Below are 19,303 nucleotides of genomic sequence, written 5' to 3' on the forward strand. Positions count from 1 at the left end.
CAGGCTTCCTCTTCGCCAAATATCCCAGGGGGGTGCGGGGGGTGTGAAACCCCCCGCTTCTGTCAGATGATCAAGGTGCGACGGTTACTTTGGTCATTACGTCCGGCGTGCCAGGCGGTTCGCCGCGCTGGATGGCATCAACCACTTCCATCCCGGAGATCACGTTGCCGACGATGGTGTATTGGCCATCGAGAAATTCACCCGGCGCGAACATGATGAAGAACTGGCTGTTCGCGCTGTCCGGGTCTTGTGCGCGGGCCATGCCGACCACACCGCGCTGGAACGAAAGGTCCGTCGTGAACTCGGCCGGGATGTTCGGCAGATCGCTGTCGCCGGTACCTGCCATGGACAAATCGCTTCCGGCCTTGCCGTACCGGACATCACCGGTTTGCGCCATGAAACCGTCGATAACACGGTGGAAAACCACGTTATCGTAGGCACCTGAGGCGGCAAGCGCGGTGATCTGCGCGACGTGCTTTGGTGCCACGTCTGGCAGCAGGTCGATGACCACAGTGCCATTGGCGGCCCCCGACACCTCGATCACCAGGTTCGGGCCGGGGCCGTCGACGGCCTGTGCGGCAGCCGAGGTGGCGAAGGCAGCGAGGGCTGCCGCGAGGGCGAGATTACGCTTGGACATCGGCTGCCACCCTGACTGTGATCATGCGGTCGGGGTTCGCTGGCGGCTCGCCGCGCGCGATCTTGTCGATGTGTTCCATGCCGGAAATAACCCGGCCATAAACGGTGTACTGGCCGTTCAGAAAACTGTTGTCCTTGAAGTTGATGAAGAACTGGCTGTTGGCCGAATTCGGGTTCTGCGAGCGGGCCGCACCTATGCTGCCACGATCATGCGGTAGTTTGGAAAACTCGGCCGGCAGATCAGGATGCGCTGAGCCACCGGTACCGGCGCGGCGCAGGTTGAAGTTGTTTTCCATGTTGCCGTTTTCCACATCGCCGGTCTGGGCCATGAAGCCTTCGATCACGCGGTGAAAACAGACGTTGTCATAGGCCTTGGCGCGGGCGAGGGCTTTCATCCTCTCCGTGTGCTTCGGGGCCACGTCGGGCAGCAGGGCGATCACCACTTCGCCGTCCTTCAGCGTCAGGATGATGGTGTTTTCGGGGTCTGTGATGTCGGCCATTTGGCACCTCCGGGGTTTTCGTCGGCGGGACCGTAATGGCGGGTTCCGGCCAAGGGAAGGGCAAACCGTCGTGATCGGTTGACGGAGCCGTGATATGCGCGGCAAAAGCGGGTTGAACCGATTAGGAGATTTGCGATGCCGTGGAAGACGCTCGATGACATGGAAGTGGCCGGCAAGGTCGTGCTGACCCGCGTCGACATCAATGTGCCGATGGAAGGCAGCGTGGTAACGGACGCAACGCGGATCGAGAAGATCGTGCCGACTGTACAAGACATTTTGGCCAAGGGTGGCAAGGTGGTGCTGCTAGCGCATTTCGGGCGGCCGAAGGGTAAGGTGGTGCCGGAAATGAGCCTGAAGCTGGTGCAACCTGCGCTGGAGGCGGCGCTGGGACGCAGCGTCACGTTCATGGAGCGCCCAAGCCGGGAAGCGATCGACGTGCTGCCGAAGGATGCGGTGGTATTGGTTGAAAACACACGATTTTCCCCAATGGAAGAAGCGAACGACCCCGAAATGGCGAAGGTCTTGGCCTCGCTCGGCGACATTTTCTGCAACGACGCGTTTTCGGCAGCCCACCGGGCGCATGCGTCGACCGAAGGGGTGGCGCGGCTTTTGCCGAGCTGTGCCGGGCGATTGATGGAGGAGGAGTTGCGGGCGCTTGAGGCGGCGCTGGGCCACCCGCAGCGGCCCGTGGTGGCGGTGGTCGGCGGCGCGAAAGTTTCAACAAAGATCGAACTGCTGGCCAATCTGGTGACCAAGGTCGATCATCTAGTCATCGGGGGTGGCATGGCCAACACGTTCCTTGTTGCCGAAGGCGTCGAAGTCGGCCGGTCGCTGGCCGAGCGGGAAATGGCCGAAACGGCGCGCGAGATCTTCCGCAAGGCGCAGAAGTCAGGCTGTTCGATCCATCTGCCGGTCGATGTGGTGATAGCGCGGGAGTTCAAGGCGGGGGCGGCATCCGAAGTGGTGGGCGTGCGCGACTGCCCGCCCGACGCAATGATCCTGGACGCGGGGCCAAAGACGGTGGCGGCGCTGGAGGCGGTGTTCGAACTGGCGAAGACGCTGATCTGGAACGGGCCTTTGGGGGCGTTCGAGATCGAGCCGTTCGATGCGGCCACCAATGCGGCGGCGCGGGTGGCCGCGCGGCTGACCAAGGCGGGCAACTTGATCTCGGTCGCAGGCGGCGGTGATACGGTGGCCGCACTAAACAAGGCTGGGGCGGCAGACGATTTCACCTTCATCTCCACTGCGGGCGGCGCGTTCCTGGAATGGATGGAGGGCAAGGAATTGCCCGGTGTCGCCGCGCTGATGGGTTGAGACGGAAGAAGCTCCGGGCTATGCCTGTATGGGACCAAGGGGAGACGGACATGACCAACGCCAAGATGACCGAACAGGTGCGCAGCGGCAAAGGCTTCATCGCAGCACTTGACCAGAGCGGGGGATCAACGCCCAAGGCGCTGAAGCTGTATGGCGTCGACGAGAGTGCCTATTCAGGTGAAGTCGCAATGTACGACATGATCCACGCGATGCGGTCGCGGATCATCAAGAGCCCCGCGTTTACTGGCGACAAGGTGGTGGGCGCGATCCTTTTCGAACAGACGATGGACCGCGATATCGACGGGGTACCGACCGCGACCTACCTGTGGGAAAATCGGCATGTCGTACCTTTTCTGAAGATAGACAAGGGGTTGGAGGCCGAAGCTGATGGCGTGCAGCTGATGAAACCAATGCCGGGGCTGGACGGGTTGCTGGCGCGTGCAGCGAAGGCGGGGGTCTTTGGCACCAAGGAACGTTCGGTGGTGAATGCTGCGAACCGCAAGGGCATTGCGGCCATCGTGGCGCAGCAGTTCGCGGTCGGCGACCAGGTGGCAGCGCATGGATTGATGCCGATCCTTGAACCGGAAGTGACGATTTCTATCGCAGACAAGGAAAAGGCCGAAGCGATGCTGCAGGAAGAGATCCTGCTGGCGCTGGATCATTTGCCGCAAGGTCGGCAGGTGATGCTGAAGCTGTCACTGCCGACGGTGGCAGGTTTCTACAAGCCGCTGGTCCAGCACCCGAAAGTGCTCAAGGTAGTGGCACTGTCGGGCGGGCATTCCCGCGCTGCGGCCAACGCGATCCTGGCGCAGAACCACGGCATCATCGCCAGCTTCAGCCGCGCGCTGACCGAGGGCCTGTCCGCCCAACAGTCGGATGCGGAATTTGATGCGGCGCTGGGGGCAGCGATCGACAGCATCTATCGCGCGTCGATTGCGTGAACTGACTGGTCAAGTCTTTGACTCCTGAGCGTTTTCAGGATTCACAAAGCCGAATCATTGTGCAATGATTCGGCGATGCTCCCGTTCAAGAGGGGCGACTGAGGCTTGGCATGACGATATCCCAGACACGGCAAGGCTTGGGCGGGCTGATCTATCTTGCCCTGTCCTTCACCTTGGGCGCCTATTTCACGTTTGCGGCCGTACAAGGCGACTACGGTGTGTTTCGCCGTGTTGAAATAACGGCCGAAGCCGAAGCCCTGGCCGTCGAGCGCGACAAGTTGGCGCTGGAATTGGCCGAGATGAGCAACCTGTCCCGACGCCTGTCAGATGGCTATCTGGACCTCGACCTTCTGGACCAGCAAGCCCGCGACATTCTTGGCTATGTGCGTTCGGATGAAATCGTCATCCGGTAGATTTGGGTGTTCTCGCGGCTTGGCCAAGACCACCGCGCGCCAAGTTAAACCTCTGGCTTTATTGAGTTTTAGCGATCTTCTTGGTATCTTCTTTTCGTCTTCCTTGCGTCTTCATTCCGTCTACACGCACGCTGGAAGAAAGCCGCGTTAACCATGTAATGCGAATCGGATGGGGCAGGCTTTTTGTCTGCCTTTTGCATTGTGCGGCGCGGACCTCGCGCCCTGATCCAATTGCAGATCATGCTTGCGTTCAGCAACAGCAGCCTTGCCACAACTTTTGTTTTGCCCTGTTTTTTTCGTTAGGCTATAGATGGTTTAACACTGAACTATTCTTCTCCGGGGGGAGCCGCCGATGGCCAAGAAACCAGCCGAAAGACCCAATGTCTCAAAAGACGAACTTCTGCAGTATTACCGTGACATGCTGCTGATCCGTCGGTTCGAGGAAAAGGCGGGGCAGCTGTACGGCATGGGGCTGATCGGCGGGTTCTGCCATCTGTACATCGGGCAGGAAGCGGTGGTCGTGGGTCTGGAGGCGGCGGCGAAAGAGGGTGACAAGCGGGTTACCAGCTACCGCGACCACGGGCACATGCTGGCCTGCGGGATGGACCCGAAGGGCGTGATGGCGGAACTGACCGGGCGGATTGGGGGCTACTCCAAGGGCAAGGGCGGCTCGATGCACATGTTCTCCAAGGAGAAACACTTCTACGGCGGGCACGGGATTGTCGGCGCGCAGGTGCCATTGGGCGCCGGGCTGGCATTCGCCGACAAGTACCTTGGCAATGACAATGTGACTTTCACCTATTTCGGCGACGGCGCTGCGAACCAGGGCCAGGTCTATGAGACCTACAACATGGCTGAGCTTTGGGCCCTGCCGGTGATTTTCGTGATTGAAAACAACGGTTACGCAATGGGAACGAGCGTGAAGCGGTCGACCAAATCGACCACCTATTTCGGGCGTGGGCTGGCCTATGGCATTCCGGGTGAGCAGGTTGACGGGATGGATGTGCTGGCAGTGAAGGCTGCCGGGCAGAAGGCCGTGGCGCACTGCCGGGCCGGCAAGGGGCCCTACATTCTGGAAATGATGACCTACCGCTATCGCGGGCATTCGATGTCGGACCCGGCGAAATACCGCACGCGCGAAGAGGTGGAGAAGATGCGATCGGAAAAGGACGCAATCGAACATGTGCGCGACCTGCTGCTGCAGGCGGGGCTGGCGTCGGACGAGGATCTGAAGACCATCGACAAGGACATCAAGGCGATCGTGAACGAGAGCGCCGAGTTCGCCAAAGACAGCCCGGAGCCGCCGCTGAGCGAGCTTTGGACCGATATCTACGCGTAAGGGGGGGAATGAGATGTCCACTGAAGTATTGATGCCCGCCCTGTCGCCGACGATGGAAGAGGGCACGCTGGCAAAATGGCTGGTGAAGGAAGGCGATGTGGTCAAGTCCGGCCAGATCCTGGCCGAGATCGAGACCGACAAGGCCACCATGGAATTCGAGGCGGTGGATGAAGGCACAGTGGGCCGGATTCTGGTGGCCGAGGGGACCAGTGGCGTGAAGGTGAACACGCCGATCATGGTGATGGTCGAGGCTGGGGAAACGGTGTCGGATGCGCCGAAGGCAGCGGTTGCGGCCCCGGTCGCGGCGGTTGCGGCGGCCCCGGTTGCGGCGGCCCCGGTTGCCGCAGTTGCGGCGGCCCTGGTGGCAGCGGTTGCGGCGGCGCCTACCCCGGTGGCGGCGTCAGGCTGGCCGCATGCGGACCTGCCGGAAGGCCCGACCAAGACGATGACGGTGCGCGAGGCGCTGCGCGAGGCGATGGCCGAAGAAATGCGCGCCGATCCGACGGTGTTCCTGATGGGTGAGGAAGTCGGCGAGTATCAGGGGGCCTACAAGATATCGCAGGGCCTGCTGGACGAGTTCGGGGCCAAGCGGGTGGTCGACACACCGATCACCGAGATGGGCTTTGCCGGGATTGCGATCGGTGCCTCATGGGGCGGGACCAAGCCGATCTTGGAGTTCATGACGTTTAACTTCGCGATGCAAGCCATTGACCATATTCTTAACTCCGCAGCGAAGACGCTGTATATGTCGGGCGGCCAGATGGGCTCGCCCATAGTGTTCCGCGGGCCAAACGGCGCTGCTGCGCGCGTTGGGGCGCAGCATTCGCAGGACTATTCGGCGTGGTATGCAGCGATCCCGGGCTTGCGGGTTTGCATCCCCTATTCGGCAGCGGACGCGAAGGGCCTGTTGAAGACGGCGATCCGCGATCCGAACCCGGTCATTTTCTTGGAGAACGAGATTCTGTACGGACGCTCGTTCGAAGTGCCTACTGATCCTGATTTCACGGTGCCGTTCGGCAAGGCCTCGATCCTGCGGGCAGGCAGCGATGTGACCATCGTGTCGTTCAGCATCGGGCTGACCTATGCCCTGCAGGCGGCGGAGGAGCTGGCGAAAGAGGGGATTTCGGCTGAGGTGATCAACCTGCGCACGCTGCGCCCGATTGATTACGATACCGTGCTGGCAAGCGTGATGAAGACCAACCGCTGCGTGACGGTGGAAGAGGGCTTCCCGGTGGGGGCCATCGGCAACCATATCGGGGCGGTGATCATGCAGCGCGCGTTCGACCATCTGGACGCGCCGGTGATCAACTGCACCGGCAAGGACGTGCCGATGCCCTATGCGGCCAACCTTGAAAAGCTTGCGCTGACGACGACCGCCGAAGTGGTCGCCGCCGTCAAATCCGTTTGCTACCGGTGAGGTGAACCCATGGCTACGCAAGTTCTGATGCCGGCGCTTTCCCCCACGATGGAGGAAGGGACGCTGGCGAAATGGCTGGTCAAGGCGGGGGACAAGGTCAAATCCGGCCAGATCCTTGCCGAGATCGAGACTGACAAAGCGACGATGGAGTTCGAGGCGGTCGACGAGGGGATCGTCGGATCTCTGCTCGTCGCTGAGGGCACGGCGGGGGTGAAGGTCAACGCCCCGATCGCGGTGATGCTGGAAGAGGGCGAAAGCGTCGGTGCCGCGCCTGCCCCGGCGAAGGCTGTGGCGGCTCCGGTTGCGGCGGCTGTTGCGGCGACGGCGGCGGTCGCGGCTCCAGCTGCGCCGGTTGCGGCGGGTGGCGCGAGAGTGTTTGCCTCGCCCTTGGCGCGGCGGATTGCGGCGGAGAAGGGCCTCGATCTGACCAAGGTCGCGGGTTCCGGCCCGCATGGGCGGATCGTGAAGGCGGATGTCGAGGGGGCAAGGCCGGTGGCGGCGGCTCCGGCCGCGGCAGCGGCGGCGGCCGCTGCACCGGCGAAACCGGCGGCGGGAATGCCGACCGGCATGGCCACGGAAACCGTGCTGAAGATGTACGCCGATCGCCAGTACGAGGAAGTGCCGCTGGACGGGATGCGCCGGACGATTGCGGCGCGCCTGACCGAAGCCAAGCAGACGATCCCGCATTTCTATCTGCGGCGCGAGGTGCGGTTGGACGCGCTGATGGCGTTTCGCGAGCAGCTGAACAAGGGGCTGGAAAGCCGCGGCGTGAAGCTGAGCCTGAACGATTTCATCATCAAGGCCTGCGCGATGGCGCTGCAAGCCGTGCCGAATGCCAATGCCGTCTGGGCGGGCGACCGGATGCTGCGGTTGAAGCCGTCGGACGTGGCGGTGGCGGTGGCGGTGGAGGGCGGTCTTTTCACGCCGGTGCTGCGCGATGCCGAGAAGAAGTCGTTAAGCGCGCTGTCGGCGGAGATGAAGGATCTGGCGGGGCGGGCGAAGACGAAAAAGCTGGCACCGCAGGAGTATCAGGGCGGCAGTTTCGCGATCTCCAACCTCGGGATGATGGGGGTGGAGAATTTCGACGCAGTGATCAACCCGCCGCATGGGTCAATTCTGGCAGTGGGTGCGGGGATCAAGAAGCCAGTGGTGCTGGGGGATGGCACGATTGGCGTGGCGACGGTGATGTCGATGACGCTGTCGGTGGATCATCGGGTGATCGACGGGGCCTTGGGAGCGGAGTTCCTGAAGGCCATCGTGGAAAACCTGGAAAACCCGATGGCGATGCTGGCCTAACGCGCCTGCAGCGCCGCAATCAGCCGCAGCGACCGTCGCGCGATGGTCGCTGCTGTGCCGGCAACAATGATCCAGAGCGTCAGGCTGAGCACCCCTTCCGCCGTCGTTCCAAATGGCGAGAAGGCTGCCACGACCGTGCCAATGGTAAGTGCGGCCATCCGGTGCGGCTTTGCCATTGGGCCGGAATAGTCCGGTGGAAGACCTTCAGCCCGACCAAGTTCACGGATGTAAGCGGTTGTAACTGCAAGGACGGCAGTCAGAAAGCCCAAGGCTGGGTTACCCGCCGCGATGCCCGCGCCGCCAAGCAGCAGCAGGTCAGCGACGCGGTCTGGTGCTTCGTTCCAGAACGGTCCGTCCCTTTCCGCCTGCCCGCCCTCGATAGCGACCATCCCGTCCAGAAGATTGCAGATCAAGCGCGCCTGAATTGCACCGGCAGCGAGAAGAAGAAGCAGCCACTCCAGAATGCCCGGCCCCAGTGGCGCAAGGGCAAAGAGAAAGGTTCCCAAGGCCGCAAAGCCAATTGAAGCACGCGAAATCTGGTTCGGCGTGACCTCGGCCGCAACCAACCTTGAGGCCAGCGATTTCGCCCAACCCGCATTGCGCGAAGAAAGCGGGCGGCGGGCAGTCGGGGCACTTGGGTCTTGGTTCATGTCGCTCATGTCAGGGACCAGCCGTACCGAGTGATATGGAAGAATATGGGAGCAGCAAAGATCACCGAGTCAAGCCGGTCCAAGAACCCGCCATGCCCAGAAATGAGGTGCCCCCAATCCTTTATCCCGCGGTCGCGCTTGATCGCAGACATCACGAGACCGCCAAAAAATCCCATGATGGTGATGGTAAGGCACATCAATGCAGCCTGCCCCATGGTGAAAGGCGTCATCCACCAAAGCGAGGTGCCGACGAATGTGGCTGTAAGGGCACCACCCACCAGCCCCTCCCATGTCTTGGAAGGCGAGAGTGTGGGCGCGATCTTTGTGCGGCCGATCAACTTGCCCCAAACATATTGCATCACGTCCGATAGCTGCACGACAAAGATCAGGTAGGCGATGAGAATGACATTGCGACCTTCAAAGCCCGGAATCTGCAGGCTGAGAAGGGCAGGCACATGACTCACGCAGAACACGCAGATCATCAGCGCCCATTGCGTTTCCGACACGCGGACAAGGAAATTTTTTGGGTTGCCGCGCAGGGCGGAAACGACTGGCAACAGGAGGAAGACGTAAACCGGAACGTAAACGGAATAGAGGCCATACCAATCGATGGCGATAAGATAATATTGGAACGGCAAGACCATGAAAAAGCTGGCCACCAGCGACCAGTGATCTTCGCGCGAATGGGTGGTCAGGGTGAGGAACTCGCGCAGCGCGGCAAATGAGCAGAGCGCGAACAGCATTATCACGCCGGTCTTTCCTGCAAGAAACGCAAGCCCAAGCAGGATCACCATCGCCCACCAGGCGTTGATCCGGGCATTCAGGTTTTCGATCACCGCATTGGTGCCGTCTGGCGAGAGGCGAAGCCTCAGCACCGCTCCGACAATCGAAGCCAGAACCAGAATGACAGCCACGCCGCCAAGCAGCCAGACGAGGTGCGGGCTGCTCATCCTTTCGGCTCATGCGACAAGGCGAACAACGCAGTTGAAGCGCGGGCAAGAAAGGCATCCTTCGGCTCATCCGGCAACAGATGCAGCGGTGCCCCGAAGGTGAGTGTGCAGATCAGGGGAACCGGAATGATTTCGCCTTTCGGCATGACTTTGTTGAGATTTGCGATCCAGACAGGAACAAGATCAACTGCAGGACGGCAGCAGGCAAGGTGATAAAGCCCTGACTTGAAAGCCAGAAGCCTGTCATCGGAATTGTTGCGCTTGCCTTCCGGAAAGATAATCAGGGATGAGCCGTGATCAAGCGCCTCGACCATCTGCTCAACCGGATCCGCAGTCCGCGCTTCCGGCCGCCGATCGATGAGAACGGCCTTGAAGACGTCACGCCCGATAAAGGCCCGCAACGGCGACGTGAGCCAGTAGTCGAGTGCGGCCACCGGGCGTGTCTGGCGACGTAGGGGCGCTGGAAGAACCGTCCAGATCAGGACGAAGTCCCCGTTAGAACTATGGTTGGCAAAATACACACGCTGGCCGGGAACAGGCGCCATACCCTGCCAGATTGCGCGCGGTGCGGTTATGAAGCGGGCAAAGAGAGAGATCGCTTCGCCCATCACTCTCGCCGCAAAGGATCTTGCGCCGAGAGTCATACCAACGGTGTCATTTCGACTTCAGGATCTGATCCATGGTCAGTGCAGGCTGGGCACAACCCGCCTTTCCAACCACTCTGGCCGGAACACCGGCAACGGTCGTATTATGAGGTACATCCTCCAACACGACCGACCCTGCCGCAATTCGAGAGCAATGACCGACCTTAATGTTACCCAAGACCTTGGCCCCTGCCCCGATCAGAACGCCATCCCCGATTTTCGGATGCCGGTCATCATCTTCCTTGCCGGTGCCGCCGAGCGTGACTGAATGCAACATGGAGACGTTGTCCCCAACGACGGCCGTTTCTCCGATGACGATGGAATGAGCATGGTCAATCATGATGCCCTTGCCGATCTTCGCTGCCGGGTGAATATCGACTCCGAACGCTTCTGACACTCGCATCTGAACAAAATACGCCAGATCGATCCGGCCCGTTCGCCACAGCCAGTGGCCAACACGATAAGCCTGAACCGCCTGATAACCTTTGAAGAAGAGAATTGGCTGCAGGACGCGATGGCAAGCAGGATCGCGCTCGTAAACTGCCATAAGATCCGATCTGGCGGCAGCGCCGAGTTCCGGATCACTGTCGTAGGCCTCATCCGCGATTTCTCGCAGAATCTGTTCGCTCATCTCGCCTGATGCAAGCTTCATCGAAAAGCGGTAGGCTAGGGCCCGCTCCATTGTAGAATGATGTAAAAGACCAGAATGAATCAAGCCGCCGAGCAGCGGTTCGGCCCTGATCGCATCGACCGCCTCTTCGCAGACCCGCTGCCAGACGGGGTCGATGGTCGTCATTTTCGGTTTGATCTCAGCCATGACGAAGTCTCCCTGCAGAGATTTTCTTTAGCACGACTTTGGTCAGCAGTGACACTCAAAGTTGTGAAGATCTCGATCACATTGTGAAATGATGGTCCAATGCTTCCGCCGCGATCTTGATCGATTGCAAGAACTCGGGGTCATTCGCAAGTGGCTCGGGACCCGGCTCCAAAGACAAAGCCCGCGACATCAGGCTGCCGTCGCCAAAAGCTGGATGGATCCGTTGATACCGCTGGAAATGGGCATATGCCACTTCGACCTCGCACATCATAGCATCCGCAGCACTCCTGCGCCCGGTACCGGGAAGCAGCATCAGAACTCTGGCAAGCAAAACAAGCTCCACAGCCGTCGGCGTCCGCATGCTATGGCGCGATTGTAACGCTGCGAAATGGACCGGGGCCGAATCGAGATGACAGCTGCGCCACCTGAATCTCGAAGGAGCCCGCCACTCCATCCTGGGTCTGCGAAGCTGTGGAATAGGTGAACGCTGACAATGTTGCGGCGTATTCGGCCAGGATTTCCGAGGCTTGGACAATCCGCACAATATAGCCCTCGCTGGTCTCACCCAACGGGACCTCGGCAACCTGCCAGTTGTCCCCTTCGATCCGCGTCCTTCGCTTCCAGGCTAAGTGGACCTCTCCGGAACTGGTCGTGGCCCGCAAATGTGAAACCGGATATGGTCGCAGTCCGATGCCGTCAAAAGCTTCCACTTTCAGCACGACATTCGGGTCTTCGTAACCGCGCGATGTGCCGCCGATCCGATAGTATCTGGCCAAACCGCGTGCAGAAAGCGGCAGGTCTATCTGCGTCAGTGCCAGATCTATCAGAACCACCGTGCTGCCAATGGGCCAAACTGGCGGCATGATGCCGTCCGTCCCTTGCTGGCCTCGCAGGCGAACCGAGACTTCATAGGTGTCGGGTGCCACAATCTGCGCGTTTGCAAACTGGAACACTTCCCAGGTGCCAGCCGTCCCATCGCCAATCGCCATCGCATTGGCACCATTCAGGGTTGATACCTGCGAAGCCGAGCTCAGCGTTCCGCCCGAAACCTTGATCCGCAATGGCGCGCCGCGATCCCACACACCTGGCCTCGCGGCCAGCAAAGGTGATTCAGTGACACCTACCACAGCGGGCGCAGCAACCAGCCGATTGATCTCATAGCCCGCGTCTTCAGCTGACGACCAAACCGCAACCGACCCTGGCCAAGGCGATGCTGCAACTGCGATGTGCGGCGCATGCTCTACTTCGTCCCCGGTCAACAACGGCAGGTCAAGAAACACCGGAAGCACCGGCACTGGCGCCACAAACTGGCGCAACGCGAAGCTTTCGCCGGAAGTGTCGGACGGAAGGTAGATTCCCGGCTCTACGCGGACTGCATCGATGATCTGCGCTTCGGCCTGTTCAACCCGGTCCACCCGGTAACGGCGGCCTTTCGCGCGGACAACGTCACCTGCGCCGATCATCAATCGCGATTTGGGCAGCGCGAAACGGGCGCTGTCCCGCGCAACACGCGATTCCGCAAGCCACCGTTCCACCGTGGCCCGGCCTTCAGCCTTTGTCATCGCAATCGAGACTTCAGTCTGCGACACGCCGCGCGCCTCTTCGTCGGGGAACCGCACCTCTACGGCGCGGACCTCATAGCTCGACTGTGCATCCACGTAGCCGAGCCGGACTTGTCCTGCCGTTTCCGCCTCCGATCCCCGCGCTGTTTCAAAGGTCCCGTCCAGATCGGACACGATCGCAAAACAATCATCGGTCAGTTCGGCAACAACCCGACCGTCGCGATTTCTGAACAAGAGCTCACCGTCACGTTCCACGACGTCAAAGCCCAATGCCAGCATCAGGGGCTGCAATGCCGCACGAGCAGTGGTCACATCGGCTTGCACATAGCCACGCAACAAGCCGAACAGCGTTCCCGTGTCGACCGCGGTAATCCCGGACCGCTGACAGATTTCGCGGATCACCGCCGACAGCGGCTGGTTCGTTGCCCGCCCGTTCAGCCAGTGCCCGCGCGAGTAATTGTCTCCGTCGCTCCAGACATCCACCTGGGCCGGAAACTCCGGGAAAGGCCGGGCGTCCCAGGCTCAGACATGCGCGTGGTCCATGTCGACCATCGGTCCACCGTAAAGCGCCGATTGCGGATTGTTCAGGGGGTCAGCCCAGTAATCAGACATCGCCAGCAAGAACTGCATCTGAATCAAATCGTCCCGCCGCCCGTTGGAAAACTTCGGCAGGCCGGACTCCGAGGATTTGAGATCAATGAAACGGTTCGGCTGGTTCGTGCCCTTGTCAACCGCGGCACAGCCGTATTCGCTAAACCGGAAGGGCTTGGCGCCGGGCACCCATCCGGTTGGCTGGGTCGCCCGCACGCCACCAGAGCGTTCGAAATGCAGGTTCGACCACCAAGACTTCAGATCCTTATAGCGAAAGACCCACGGTTCGCCATAAGCGCCATCCGTAATCGGAAGACGCCGTTGCGCTGCCTCGCCTTCAGGGCTGTCATAGTACCAGTCAAAACCCTCGCCCCCGGCGATGTTGGCCTTCAGGTACTCCGGATTGTAGAGGGCACCCCAGTGCGCGTCAGCATGCTCCTCACCCTCACGCCAATCCGACGCAGGCATGTAATTGTCGATAGCAATGAAATCGATGTTCGCGTCGGACCAGAGCGGGTCAAGATGGAAATAGACATCCGACCCCGTCTGATAGCCAAAATACTCCGTCCAGTCCGCCGCATAGCTGATCTTGGTCGACGGCCCAAGGATCGCGCGCACATCGGCGGCCAGCTGCCGTAGAGCCTGCACAGCAGGAAAACTGTCGGCGGCCGCCCGGATTTGCGTCAAGCTTCGCATTTCCGACCCGATGCAGAACGCATCCACGCCACCGGCCAAAGCACAGACCTTGGCGTTGTGCAAAATGAACCGCCGGTAGCTCCACTCATTTGGTCCGGTGTACGACGCGGTCTGACCCGACACCGTGAAATGTGCGGGTTGTGCGGTGCCGAAGAAAGCCGCAACTTCGCTTGCGGCACCCGCAGTCCGATCCGGCGTTCCCGCATTTCCGGGGGCCACAGAAAGCGTGATCCTGCCGCGCCAAGGCAAGGCAGGCTGGGTCGATGACCCGGTCCAGGGATCGAGCAAAGTGTTGCCGAGGACCTGATCCATAAGGATGAAGGGATAGAACATCACCTCCTGCCCCTTGGCCTTGATCGCCCTGATCGCCTCGATCACCGAGGCATCGGTCGGTGTTCCGCCATAGATCGACTTGCCATCAACCGTGGGAACTTCTTGCGCGGCGGCTCTGGAGATGCCACCCGCGCGCCAGGGCATTCCGACGCCATCGCGCAACCGCTGTTCGACTTTCGGCCTGATCTCGCACGACCCACAGCGCAGATCATCCCCGAACCACGATACGATTAAGGACACAGAACCACAGGCCGGCAATTCTTCGTTCAACTGCTCCAGGCTCGTCGCGAAATCGGTCAGGCCGGACGGTGAATGAACGTTCGCTGTCCGGTTTCTCCCCGGGCCGTCCGCATAATGCACAGGCGTGGTCGCCAGTCCGTATTCGCCGGTTCCAGGGATCAGCGCAACTGCCCGCACGGCTGCATTTAGGGTGCCTTCCGCGTCGACCAAAGGGCCCTGTGCTGCGCGAACAACCTCGAAATTGAACTGCGGAACCCGGTTGCCATAGGGCGATAGCTCTAGATCCTCGATCACCACATAAGCCAGCCCACGATAGGCAGGCGCTTTGCCGGCCCCCTCAACAGCCTCGATCTTGGGGTCTGGCAACTGGGTCTCGCTGCCCGAATAGACGCGCATGTTCAGATCGCGCGGCGAGATTTCGTTGCCGTCCGCCCAGACTCGCCCTACCCGCAGGATCTCGCCTTCGCACAATGCGATCGCCAGGCTGACGGAATAGCTGTACTCGTTCACCTTTGGCTTCGGCGCCCCCTTGCCGCTGCGCCTGCGTTGCACCGTTTCGGTGAACTGCGTGGCCCAGATCACCTGCCCAGGAAGCCGCATCCGGCCCCAAAGCTGCGAAATTGCAGCACCCTCGCCTGCCCCGGTCAGCCGCAGCCGGTCCAACCGGCCCACATCTACCGGGTCCGATCCCGCACCCAGCAGCCGCTGGTCGATCACCCTGCCAAGCGTGGCCCCGATGGCGCGGCCGATGACGGCCCCTGAAAGCCCAAGAACTGCACCGCCAAAGCCAGCGCCCAGCGCGGCCCCGGCCGCCGAAAGAAGAAGAGTGGCCATTCAGTCGGCTCCTTTGGGAAAAGCAAAACGCGCCGCGATCCGCCGGTCCCATGGCAGGGACAAGGGGCTCTCGATCACGCCATGATCGGTATAGGCATGGACAAATCGCGCTGATGGCCAGATCTCGGACTGGATGCCAAGATGCTTGGCGATGCTGCCTTCACGCATTCGGAACAGCAGCACATCGCCCCGCGCGGCATCCGACTTCGGCTTTGCGATCAGCAGCCGATGCGCCGCCTCCAGCAACACCTCGCGCTTATCAGGTTCCGCCCAATCCTCGGTATAGGGCGGCACCACTTCCGGCTCTTCGCCGTAAGCCGCGCGCCAGATGCCGCGCAGCAGGCCAAGGCAATCCGCCCCGGCCGCCTTTACACTGGCTTGATGCAGGTAAGGCGTCCCGATCCAGCTTCTGGCCTCGGTCACAATCCATTCGCCGTCCATCAGAAGCCCGCAGTGCCCGCGACACCAAACAAGCTGCCACCAGTCTTTGGTCGATCGGACACTGGATAAGACGCCAATCAGTCCTCACCCGGAATGTGCGGAAACCCCCGAAAGTTCAGAAAGTTGGCAAACTTTGTGCGGCAGGTTGTCGGTGCCTTGTCGCAGCCCGCAATCATCCGGACCATGTCACCGGGAACGACCTCTGCGCCAAGCGATTGCCACAGATCGATCCGGCGGCCATTGGCTTCGGTCCGGTCCGACTTGATGACCCCGATCAGACCTTTCGCTGCCCCGGACAACACTTCAAACCGGCCATAGTCGAACCATCGTTCATCAAAGCCGGCAAAGGTAGAAAAGATGAACAATCGTTCGTCTTCGACAGTCTCGACTGCGCGATCAGCATAGTAGCCCGGCTGCACCGGCGCAAACCGGCAGCGCCCATCGCCAAGAACCGCCGAGCAGGCCGGCTGATAGGCAAAGCCTTGCGGCCGGTTCAGCGCGTCGCTCAAGCCCCGCAGTTCCGCCTTGAAACTTCCGCCGGACCGCACAATCTCGCCGATCGAGCCGCGAAATTGCTCGACACGATCCTCCGGGTTCACCCAGTTCACCAGCCAGGCCCGCACGTCCCCGCCGTCAAACCGACCGGCCAGCAAGTCTGCCTCGGTCACCGACGCGTCGCTTAACGCGCCCACAGCCTCGCTATTGTCTACCGACAGGCCCGTCGTCTGCTGCAAGGCGCGCGCGGTCATTCCCGTATCCGCCCGGCAGACCACACCATCAATCGTCAGATCGCGGTCATGGTCGGTAAACCCCAGAACCATGCCATCGCCCCGCGTCACCATCCAGGCGCGACAGACTGTTGTAGCACCGCTCTGCAGATGCGCATACAGCGCTTCCGCAGTCATAGCCTGATCTCCACGACCGGCACTGTCGGCACGTTGCCTGCCTGAAACGATGAAACCGACGTCTGGATGCTGTCCACGTCAAACCGCACTGCCACGTCAAACTCGTACCCCGCAGTCACCCGCGTATCCAGATCCGGGGCCACCGCAAAGGTGATCTCACCCGTCTGGTAGTTCACGGTGAATTCCAGACTTTCAATCTTGGCGTCACCCGACACCGCCACCACCACCGTCCCCACCACTGGCTTCAATATGGGACGGACGTAGCTTTCCTCGCCAGACCGATAGGTCTTTTGCAAACGGAACACCCTCGCAACACCATCACCGGTTCCGATCAACTGGTCTTCCGGACCCGGAGCCTTGGACGCAGGACAAGACTTGTAGTCGGACCAGTCTTTCCAGCGAAACCCATGCAGCTGCCCGGCCCTGGCCTCGAAGAACGCGATCAGCGTCTCCACGTCATCAAGCGACCGCAGCCCCACCCCCGCATCATAGCGCCGGCGCGAATGCGCCCAGGGCGTGTTGCGTTCTTCAAAGACGTTGGCCAGCGTCACCACTTCGGTGCGCCGCTCCGGCCCGCCGACTGACCCAAAGCTCAGGTTCGCAGGAAAGCGTATCTCGTGAAATGCCATGATTTTGTCCTCACCGGTTCCGGTTGCCACGCGCCAACGCGCGGCTGACCTGTGCCGCCACTTGGGCCTGGCTGCGCTGAAATCCCTGTACGTCAGGCGTGGTGATGTTCATCACCACATTGACCGCCCGCCCGCCGCCTGCCTGCACGCCCAGCCGACCGTCGGCGCCCCGCGCCAGCGGCATGATCGCCTCAGGCCCCGCCTCGCCCATCAACCCACGCCCGCCCCGCATCGGAAACGTGGACGGCGACGACACCACGCCGCCCTTGGCAAACGGCATCACCCGGCCCTGCGAAAACGCCCCGCCGTTCTGAAACGGCATGAACGATCCCATCACCGACGACACGCCCTGCGCCAGCAGGCCGCCAAGCGCCCCGGTCACCGGCTTCATGGCAATCGAATAGACCGTGTCCACGATCGTCCGCGCCACGCCCTTCAGCGCATCATTCAGCTTCATCCCATCGAAGATCAGCCCGTCGAACGATTTGCGTAGCCCGCCGCTGATACCGCTCGACAACGTGTTGACCTCACGCCCGGTGAAAATCATCGTCTCCCGCATCCGCGACAGCTCGCCATCGAACGCCGCGACCATCGAGGCCGATGACCCAAGCTGCGCCTCAAGTGCGGTCAGCTGATCCTGCATCGTATTGATATCTGCCATCGCTTTTCCCCTTCACTACATCCGGAAATGCCGCCGCAAGTTCCGCCAGCCGTGCCCGCGTCAGGGGCGGCGCGCTATGCTCCGCCCCCAGCATGATCCTCAACTCCACCGGGGTCAGCCGCCAGAACACTGCCGGTTCCAGCCCCAGCCCATGCAGGCCCGCCTGCAGCAAGCCGCGCCAGTCGATCCCGTTCATCCCTCGCCAGGCAGGGCGAAGGCGCGGGCCAAAAGCTCCGCCGCCGCCCGTGCCGCCTCCATCGGTCCACCGCCAATTTCCACGGTGCGCAGGTCCGCAGCCGTGCCTTGCCAGCCGCCGCCCCGCAGGCCCGCCACGATCAGCGCCAGCACATCACGGGTAGAGAACCGCGCACCCTCGAACCGCTCCACCAGGTCGATCAGCGATCCGGTCTCCAGCGCCGTCTCCAGTTCCGCCAGCGCCCCAAGTGTCAACTTGGCGACATGGCGCTGACCATCCAGCCAGATCGCCACCTCGCCCGTCCAAGGGTTGACCATCACAGCGCCGTAAAGATCAGCGGCCCCGCCGACGACATCGACATCTCATAGCTTGCCTCGTCGTTGTGGCTGCCCGCGTACTCAATCGAGGTGATCTGAAACAGGCCCTCAATCACCCCGAAACTTGGGATAACCATCTGAAACTTAGGAATTTCCCCATCAAAGAAAATCTGTCGGGCGCGCTCGTCGGTGTTCGCGTCGCGAAACACCCCCGACCCCGAGATCGAGGCCGATTTGACCCCGGCCCCGGCCAAAAGCTCGCGCCAGCCGCCCTGGCTTTCAAGGCTGGTCACATCCACAGATTCTGTGTTGAAGCTGATCCGCGTTGCCCGCAGCCCCGCGATGGTCAGGAACTGCCCGTCCCCGGTCTGGTCTATCTTGATCAAAAGATCCTTGCCGCTTTGCACAGCCATGTCCGTTCTCCAAAAACTATGAGTGAAGGAAAGCCCCGGCCATATGGCCGTGGGCAAAGGGGCTACAGCTGGACGCGGGCCCTGAATGTCAGATCGATCCGTCGTGTCTCGCCTTCGCTGATCCGCCGGGCCGAGGCGCGCAGGAAGTAAAGGCTCACCAACTGGCCACGCGACAGCGTCAGCGGCACTCCGATCAACGCGTCCGAAATCGCCGCGGCCACGGTCTTGATGCTCAAGAACCCCGTCGCGTCGGTGATCACGCTGATCACCAGCTGATGTTCAGCCCCCGCGCCCGACTTGTCGGATTGGTCGCGCGCTTCTTCCGGCCCGATCAGCACGAAGGTTGCCGCCGGGCTTGGCGGCACCGCGTCGTAGATCGCGACCCCCGACAGCGCGGGAAACCCGGTCAACGCCTGAAACACCGCCGACTGCAGGGCAGCGGCTGCACCGTAGCTCATTTCGGCACCTCCTCACGGGCAAAGCATGTCAGATAGCGGCCATCCGCATCGCGTTCGGTCACCGCCAGAATGGTGAAGATCCGCGCCCCTTCACGGAACCGCTGTTCGGG

General features: G+C 61.5%; 22 protein-coding genes and 1 pseudogene. 6 read left to right on the forward strand and 17 right to left on the reverse strand.

The window, feature by feature from the left end; all coding sequences use genetic code 11:
• Positions 1-70: 70 nt before the first annotated feature.
• Together RMO18_RS11705 and RMO18_RS11710 are read right to left on the reverse strand one after the other, a co-directional pair.
• A complete protein-coding gene (locus RMO18_RS11705; protein WP_309666092.1) occupies positions 71-637 on the reverse strand; it encodes a peptidylprolyl isomerase in 567 nt (188 codons plus the stop codon).
• Complete coding sequence (locus tag RMO18_RS11710; protein WP_309666093.1) at positions 624-1,136, reverse strand: peptidylprolyl isomerase; 513 nt, start codon at positions 1,134-1,136, stop codon at positions 624-626. The genes RMO18_RS11705 and RMO18_RS11710 overlap by 14 nt, the downstream gene beginning before the upstream one ends.
• Positions 1,137-1,271: 135 nt before the next feature.
• Here RMO18_RS11710 and RMO18_RS11715 point away from each other — a divergent pair, with 135 nt between their 5' ends.
• The 6 genes from RMO18_RS11715 to RMO18_RS11740 all read left to right on the forward strand — a co-directional run bounded on the left by RMO18_RS11715 (position 1,272) and on the right by RMO18_RS11740 (position 7,856).
• Entirely contained in the window at positions 1,272-2,450 is a 1,179-nt protein-coding gene (locus RMO18_RS11715; protein WP_309666094.1) for a phosphoglycerate kinase, read from the forward strand.
• 50 nt (positions 2,451-2,500) lie between these two features.
• A complete protein-coding gene (locus RMO18_RS11720) occupies positions 2,501-3,391 on the forward strand; it encodes a fructose bisphosphate aldolase (RefSeq protein WP_309666095.1) in 891 nt (296 codons plus the stop codon).
• Between the two features lie 110 nt (positions 3,392-3,501).
• Positions 3,502-3,804, forward strand: a complete 303-nt coding sequence (locus tag RMO18_RS11725) for a septum formation initiator family protein (RefSeq protein ID WP_309666096.1) — start codon at positions 3,502-3,504, stop codon at positions 3,802-3,804.
• 352 nt (positions 3,805-4,156) lie between these two features.
• Entirely contained in the window at positions 4,157-5,143 is a 987-nt protein-coding gene (pdhA, locus tag RMO18_RS11730; protein ID WP_309666097.1) for a pyruvate dehydrogenase (acetyl-transferring) E1 component subunit alpha, read from the forward strand.
• A 13-nt stretch (positions 5,144-5,156) separates the two neighbouring features.
• Positions 5,157-6,560: a pyruvate dehydrogenase complex E1 component subunit beta gene (locus tag RMO18_RS11735; RefSeq protein WP_309666098.1), complete on the forward strand. Its 1,404-nt coding sequence runs from the start codon at positions 5,157-5,159 to the stop codon at positions 6,558-6,560.
• Positions 6,561-6,569: 9 nt separating this feature from the next.
• Entirely contained in the window at positions 6,570-7,856 is a 1,287-nt protein-coding gene (locus RMO18_RS11740) for a pyruvate dehydrogenase complex dihydrolipoamide acetyltransferase (RefSeq protein WP_309666099.1), read from the forward strand.
• Here the strand turns inward: RMO18_RS11740 and RMO18_RS11745 are convergent.
• The 15 genes and pseudogenes from RMO18_RS11745 to RMO18_RS11815 all read right to left on the reverse strand — a co-directional run.
• Positions 7,853-8,515 (reverse strand): CDP-alcohol phosphatidyltransferase family protein, encoded by a 663-nt coding sequence (locus RMO18_RS11745; protein ID WP_309666100.1) that lies wholly within the window; start codon positions 8,513-8,515, stop codon positions 7,853-7,855. The genes RMO18_RS11740 and RMO18_RS11745 overlap by 4 nt on opposite strands.
• Entirely contained in the window at positions 8,512-9,456 is a 945-nt protein-coding gene (locus tag RMO18_RS11750) for a phosphatidate cytidylyltransferase (protein ID WP_309666101.1), read from the reverse strand. Before RMO18_RS11750 ends, RMO18_RS11745 begins: the two co-directional genes overlap by 4 nt.
• Positions 9,453-10,064, reverse strand: coding sequence for a lysophospholipid acyltransferase family protein (locus tag RMO18_RS11755; RefSeq protein WP_309666102.1), 612 nt, complete (start codon positions 10,062-10,064; stop codon positions 9,453-9,455). The genes RMO18_RS11750 and RMO18_RS11755 overlap by 4 nt, the downstream gene beginning before the upstream one ends.
• A gap of 46 nt (positions 10,065-10,110) precedes the next feature.
• A complete protein-coding gene (gene cysE / locus RMO18_RS11760) occupies positions 10,111-10,917 on the reverse strand; it encodes a serine O-acetyltransferase (protein ID WP_309666103.1) in 807 nt (268 codons plus the stop codon).
• 76 nt (positions 10,918-10,993) lie between these two features.
• Positions 10,994-11,230, reverse strand: coding sequence for a hypothetical protein (locus RMO18_RS11765; protein ID WP_309666104.1), 237 nt, complete (start codon positions 11,228-11,230; stop codon positions 10,994-10,996).
• A 49-nt stretch (positions 11,231-11,279) separates the two neighbouring features.
• Positions 11,280-15,173: pseudogene (locus RMO18_RS11770) on the reverse strand (glycoside hydrolase TIM-barrel-like domain-containing protein).
• Complete coding sequence (locus tag RMO18_RS11775; protein WP_309666105.1) at positions 15,174-15,614, reverse strand: peptidase; 441 nt, start codon at positions 15,612-15,614, stop codon at positions 15,174-15,176.
• 77 nt (positions 15,615-15,691) lie between these two features.
• A complete protein-coding gene (locus RMO18_RS11780; protein ID WP_309666106.1) occupies positions 15,692-16,519 on the reverse strand; it encodes a DUF2163 domain-containing protein in 828 nt (275 codons plus the stop codon).
• A complete protein-coding gene (locus RMO18_RS11785) occupies positions 16,516-17,148 on the reverse strand; it encodes a DUF2460 domain-containing protein (RefSeq protein ID WP_309666107.1) in 633 nt (210 codons plus the stop codon). The genes RMO18_RS11780 and RMO18_RS11785 overlap by 4 nt, the downstream gene beginning before the upstream one ends.
• Before the next feature lie 10 nt (positions 17,149-17,158).
• Positions 17,159-17,809, reverse strand: a complete 651-nt coding sequence (locus tag RMO18_RS11790; protein WP_309666108.1) for a phage tail tape measure protein — start codon at positions 17,807-17,809, stop codon at positions 17,159-17,161.
• Positions 17,766-18,005 carry a rcc01693 family protein gene (locus tag RMO18_RS11795; protein WP_309666109.1) on the reverse strand — a complete coding sequence of 80 codons (240 nt, stop codon included), beginning with the start codon at positions 18,003-18,005 and terminating at the stop codon, positions 17,766-17,768. Before RMO18_RS11795 ends, RMO18_RS11790 begins: the two co-directional genes overlap by 44 nt.
• Positions 18,002-18,322 carry a gene transfer agent family protein gene (locus RMO18_RS11800; protein WP_309666110.1) on the reverse strand — a complete coding sequence of 107 codons (321 nt, stop codon included), beginning with the start codon at positions 18,320-18,322 and terminating at the stop codon, positions 18,002-18,004. The genes RMO18_RS11795 and RMO18_RS11800 overlap by 4 nt, the downstream gene beginning before the upstream one ends.
• Positions 18,322-18,735, reverse strand: a complete 414-nt coding sequence (locus RMO18_RS11805; protein WP_309666112.1) for a phage major tail protein, TP901-1 family — start codon at positions 18,733-18,735, stop codon at positions 18,322-18,324. The genes RMO18_RS11800 and RMO18_RS11805 overlap by 1 nt, the downstream gene beginning before the upstream one ends.
• 62 nt (positions 18,736-18,797) lie before the next feature.
• Positions 18,798-19,193, reverse strand: a complete 396-nt coding sequence (locus tag RMO18_RS11810; RefSeq protein WP_309666113.1) for a DUF3168 domain-containing protein — start codon at positions 19,191-19,193, stop codon at positions 18,798-18,800.
• Positions 19,190-19,303 (reverse strand): head-tail adaptor protein (locus RMO18_RS11815; protein ID WP_405054059.1); only part of this gene is annotated, 114 nt, incomplete at its 5' end. The genes RMO18_RS11810 and RMO18_RS11815, both read right to left, overlap by 4 nt.

The organism is Tabrizicola sp. (assembly GCF_031377265.1).
Taxonomy (GTDB): domain Bacteria; phylum Pseudomonadota; class Alphaproteobacteria; order Rhodobacterales; family Rhodobacteraceae; genus JAUYQR01.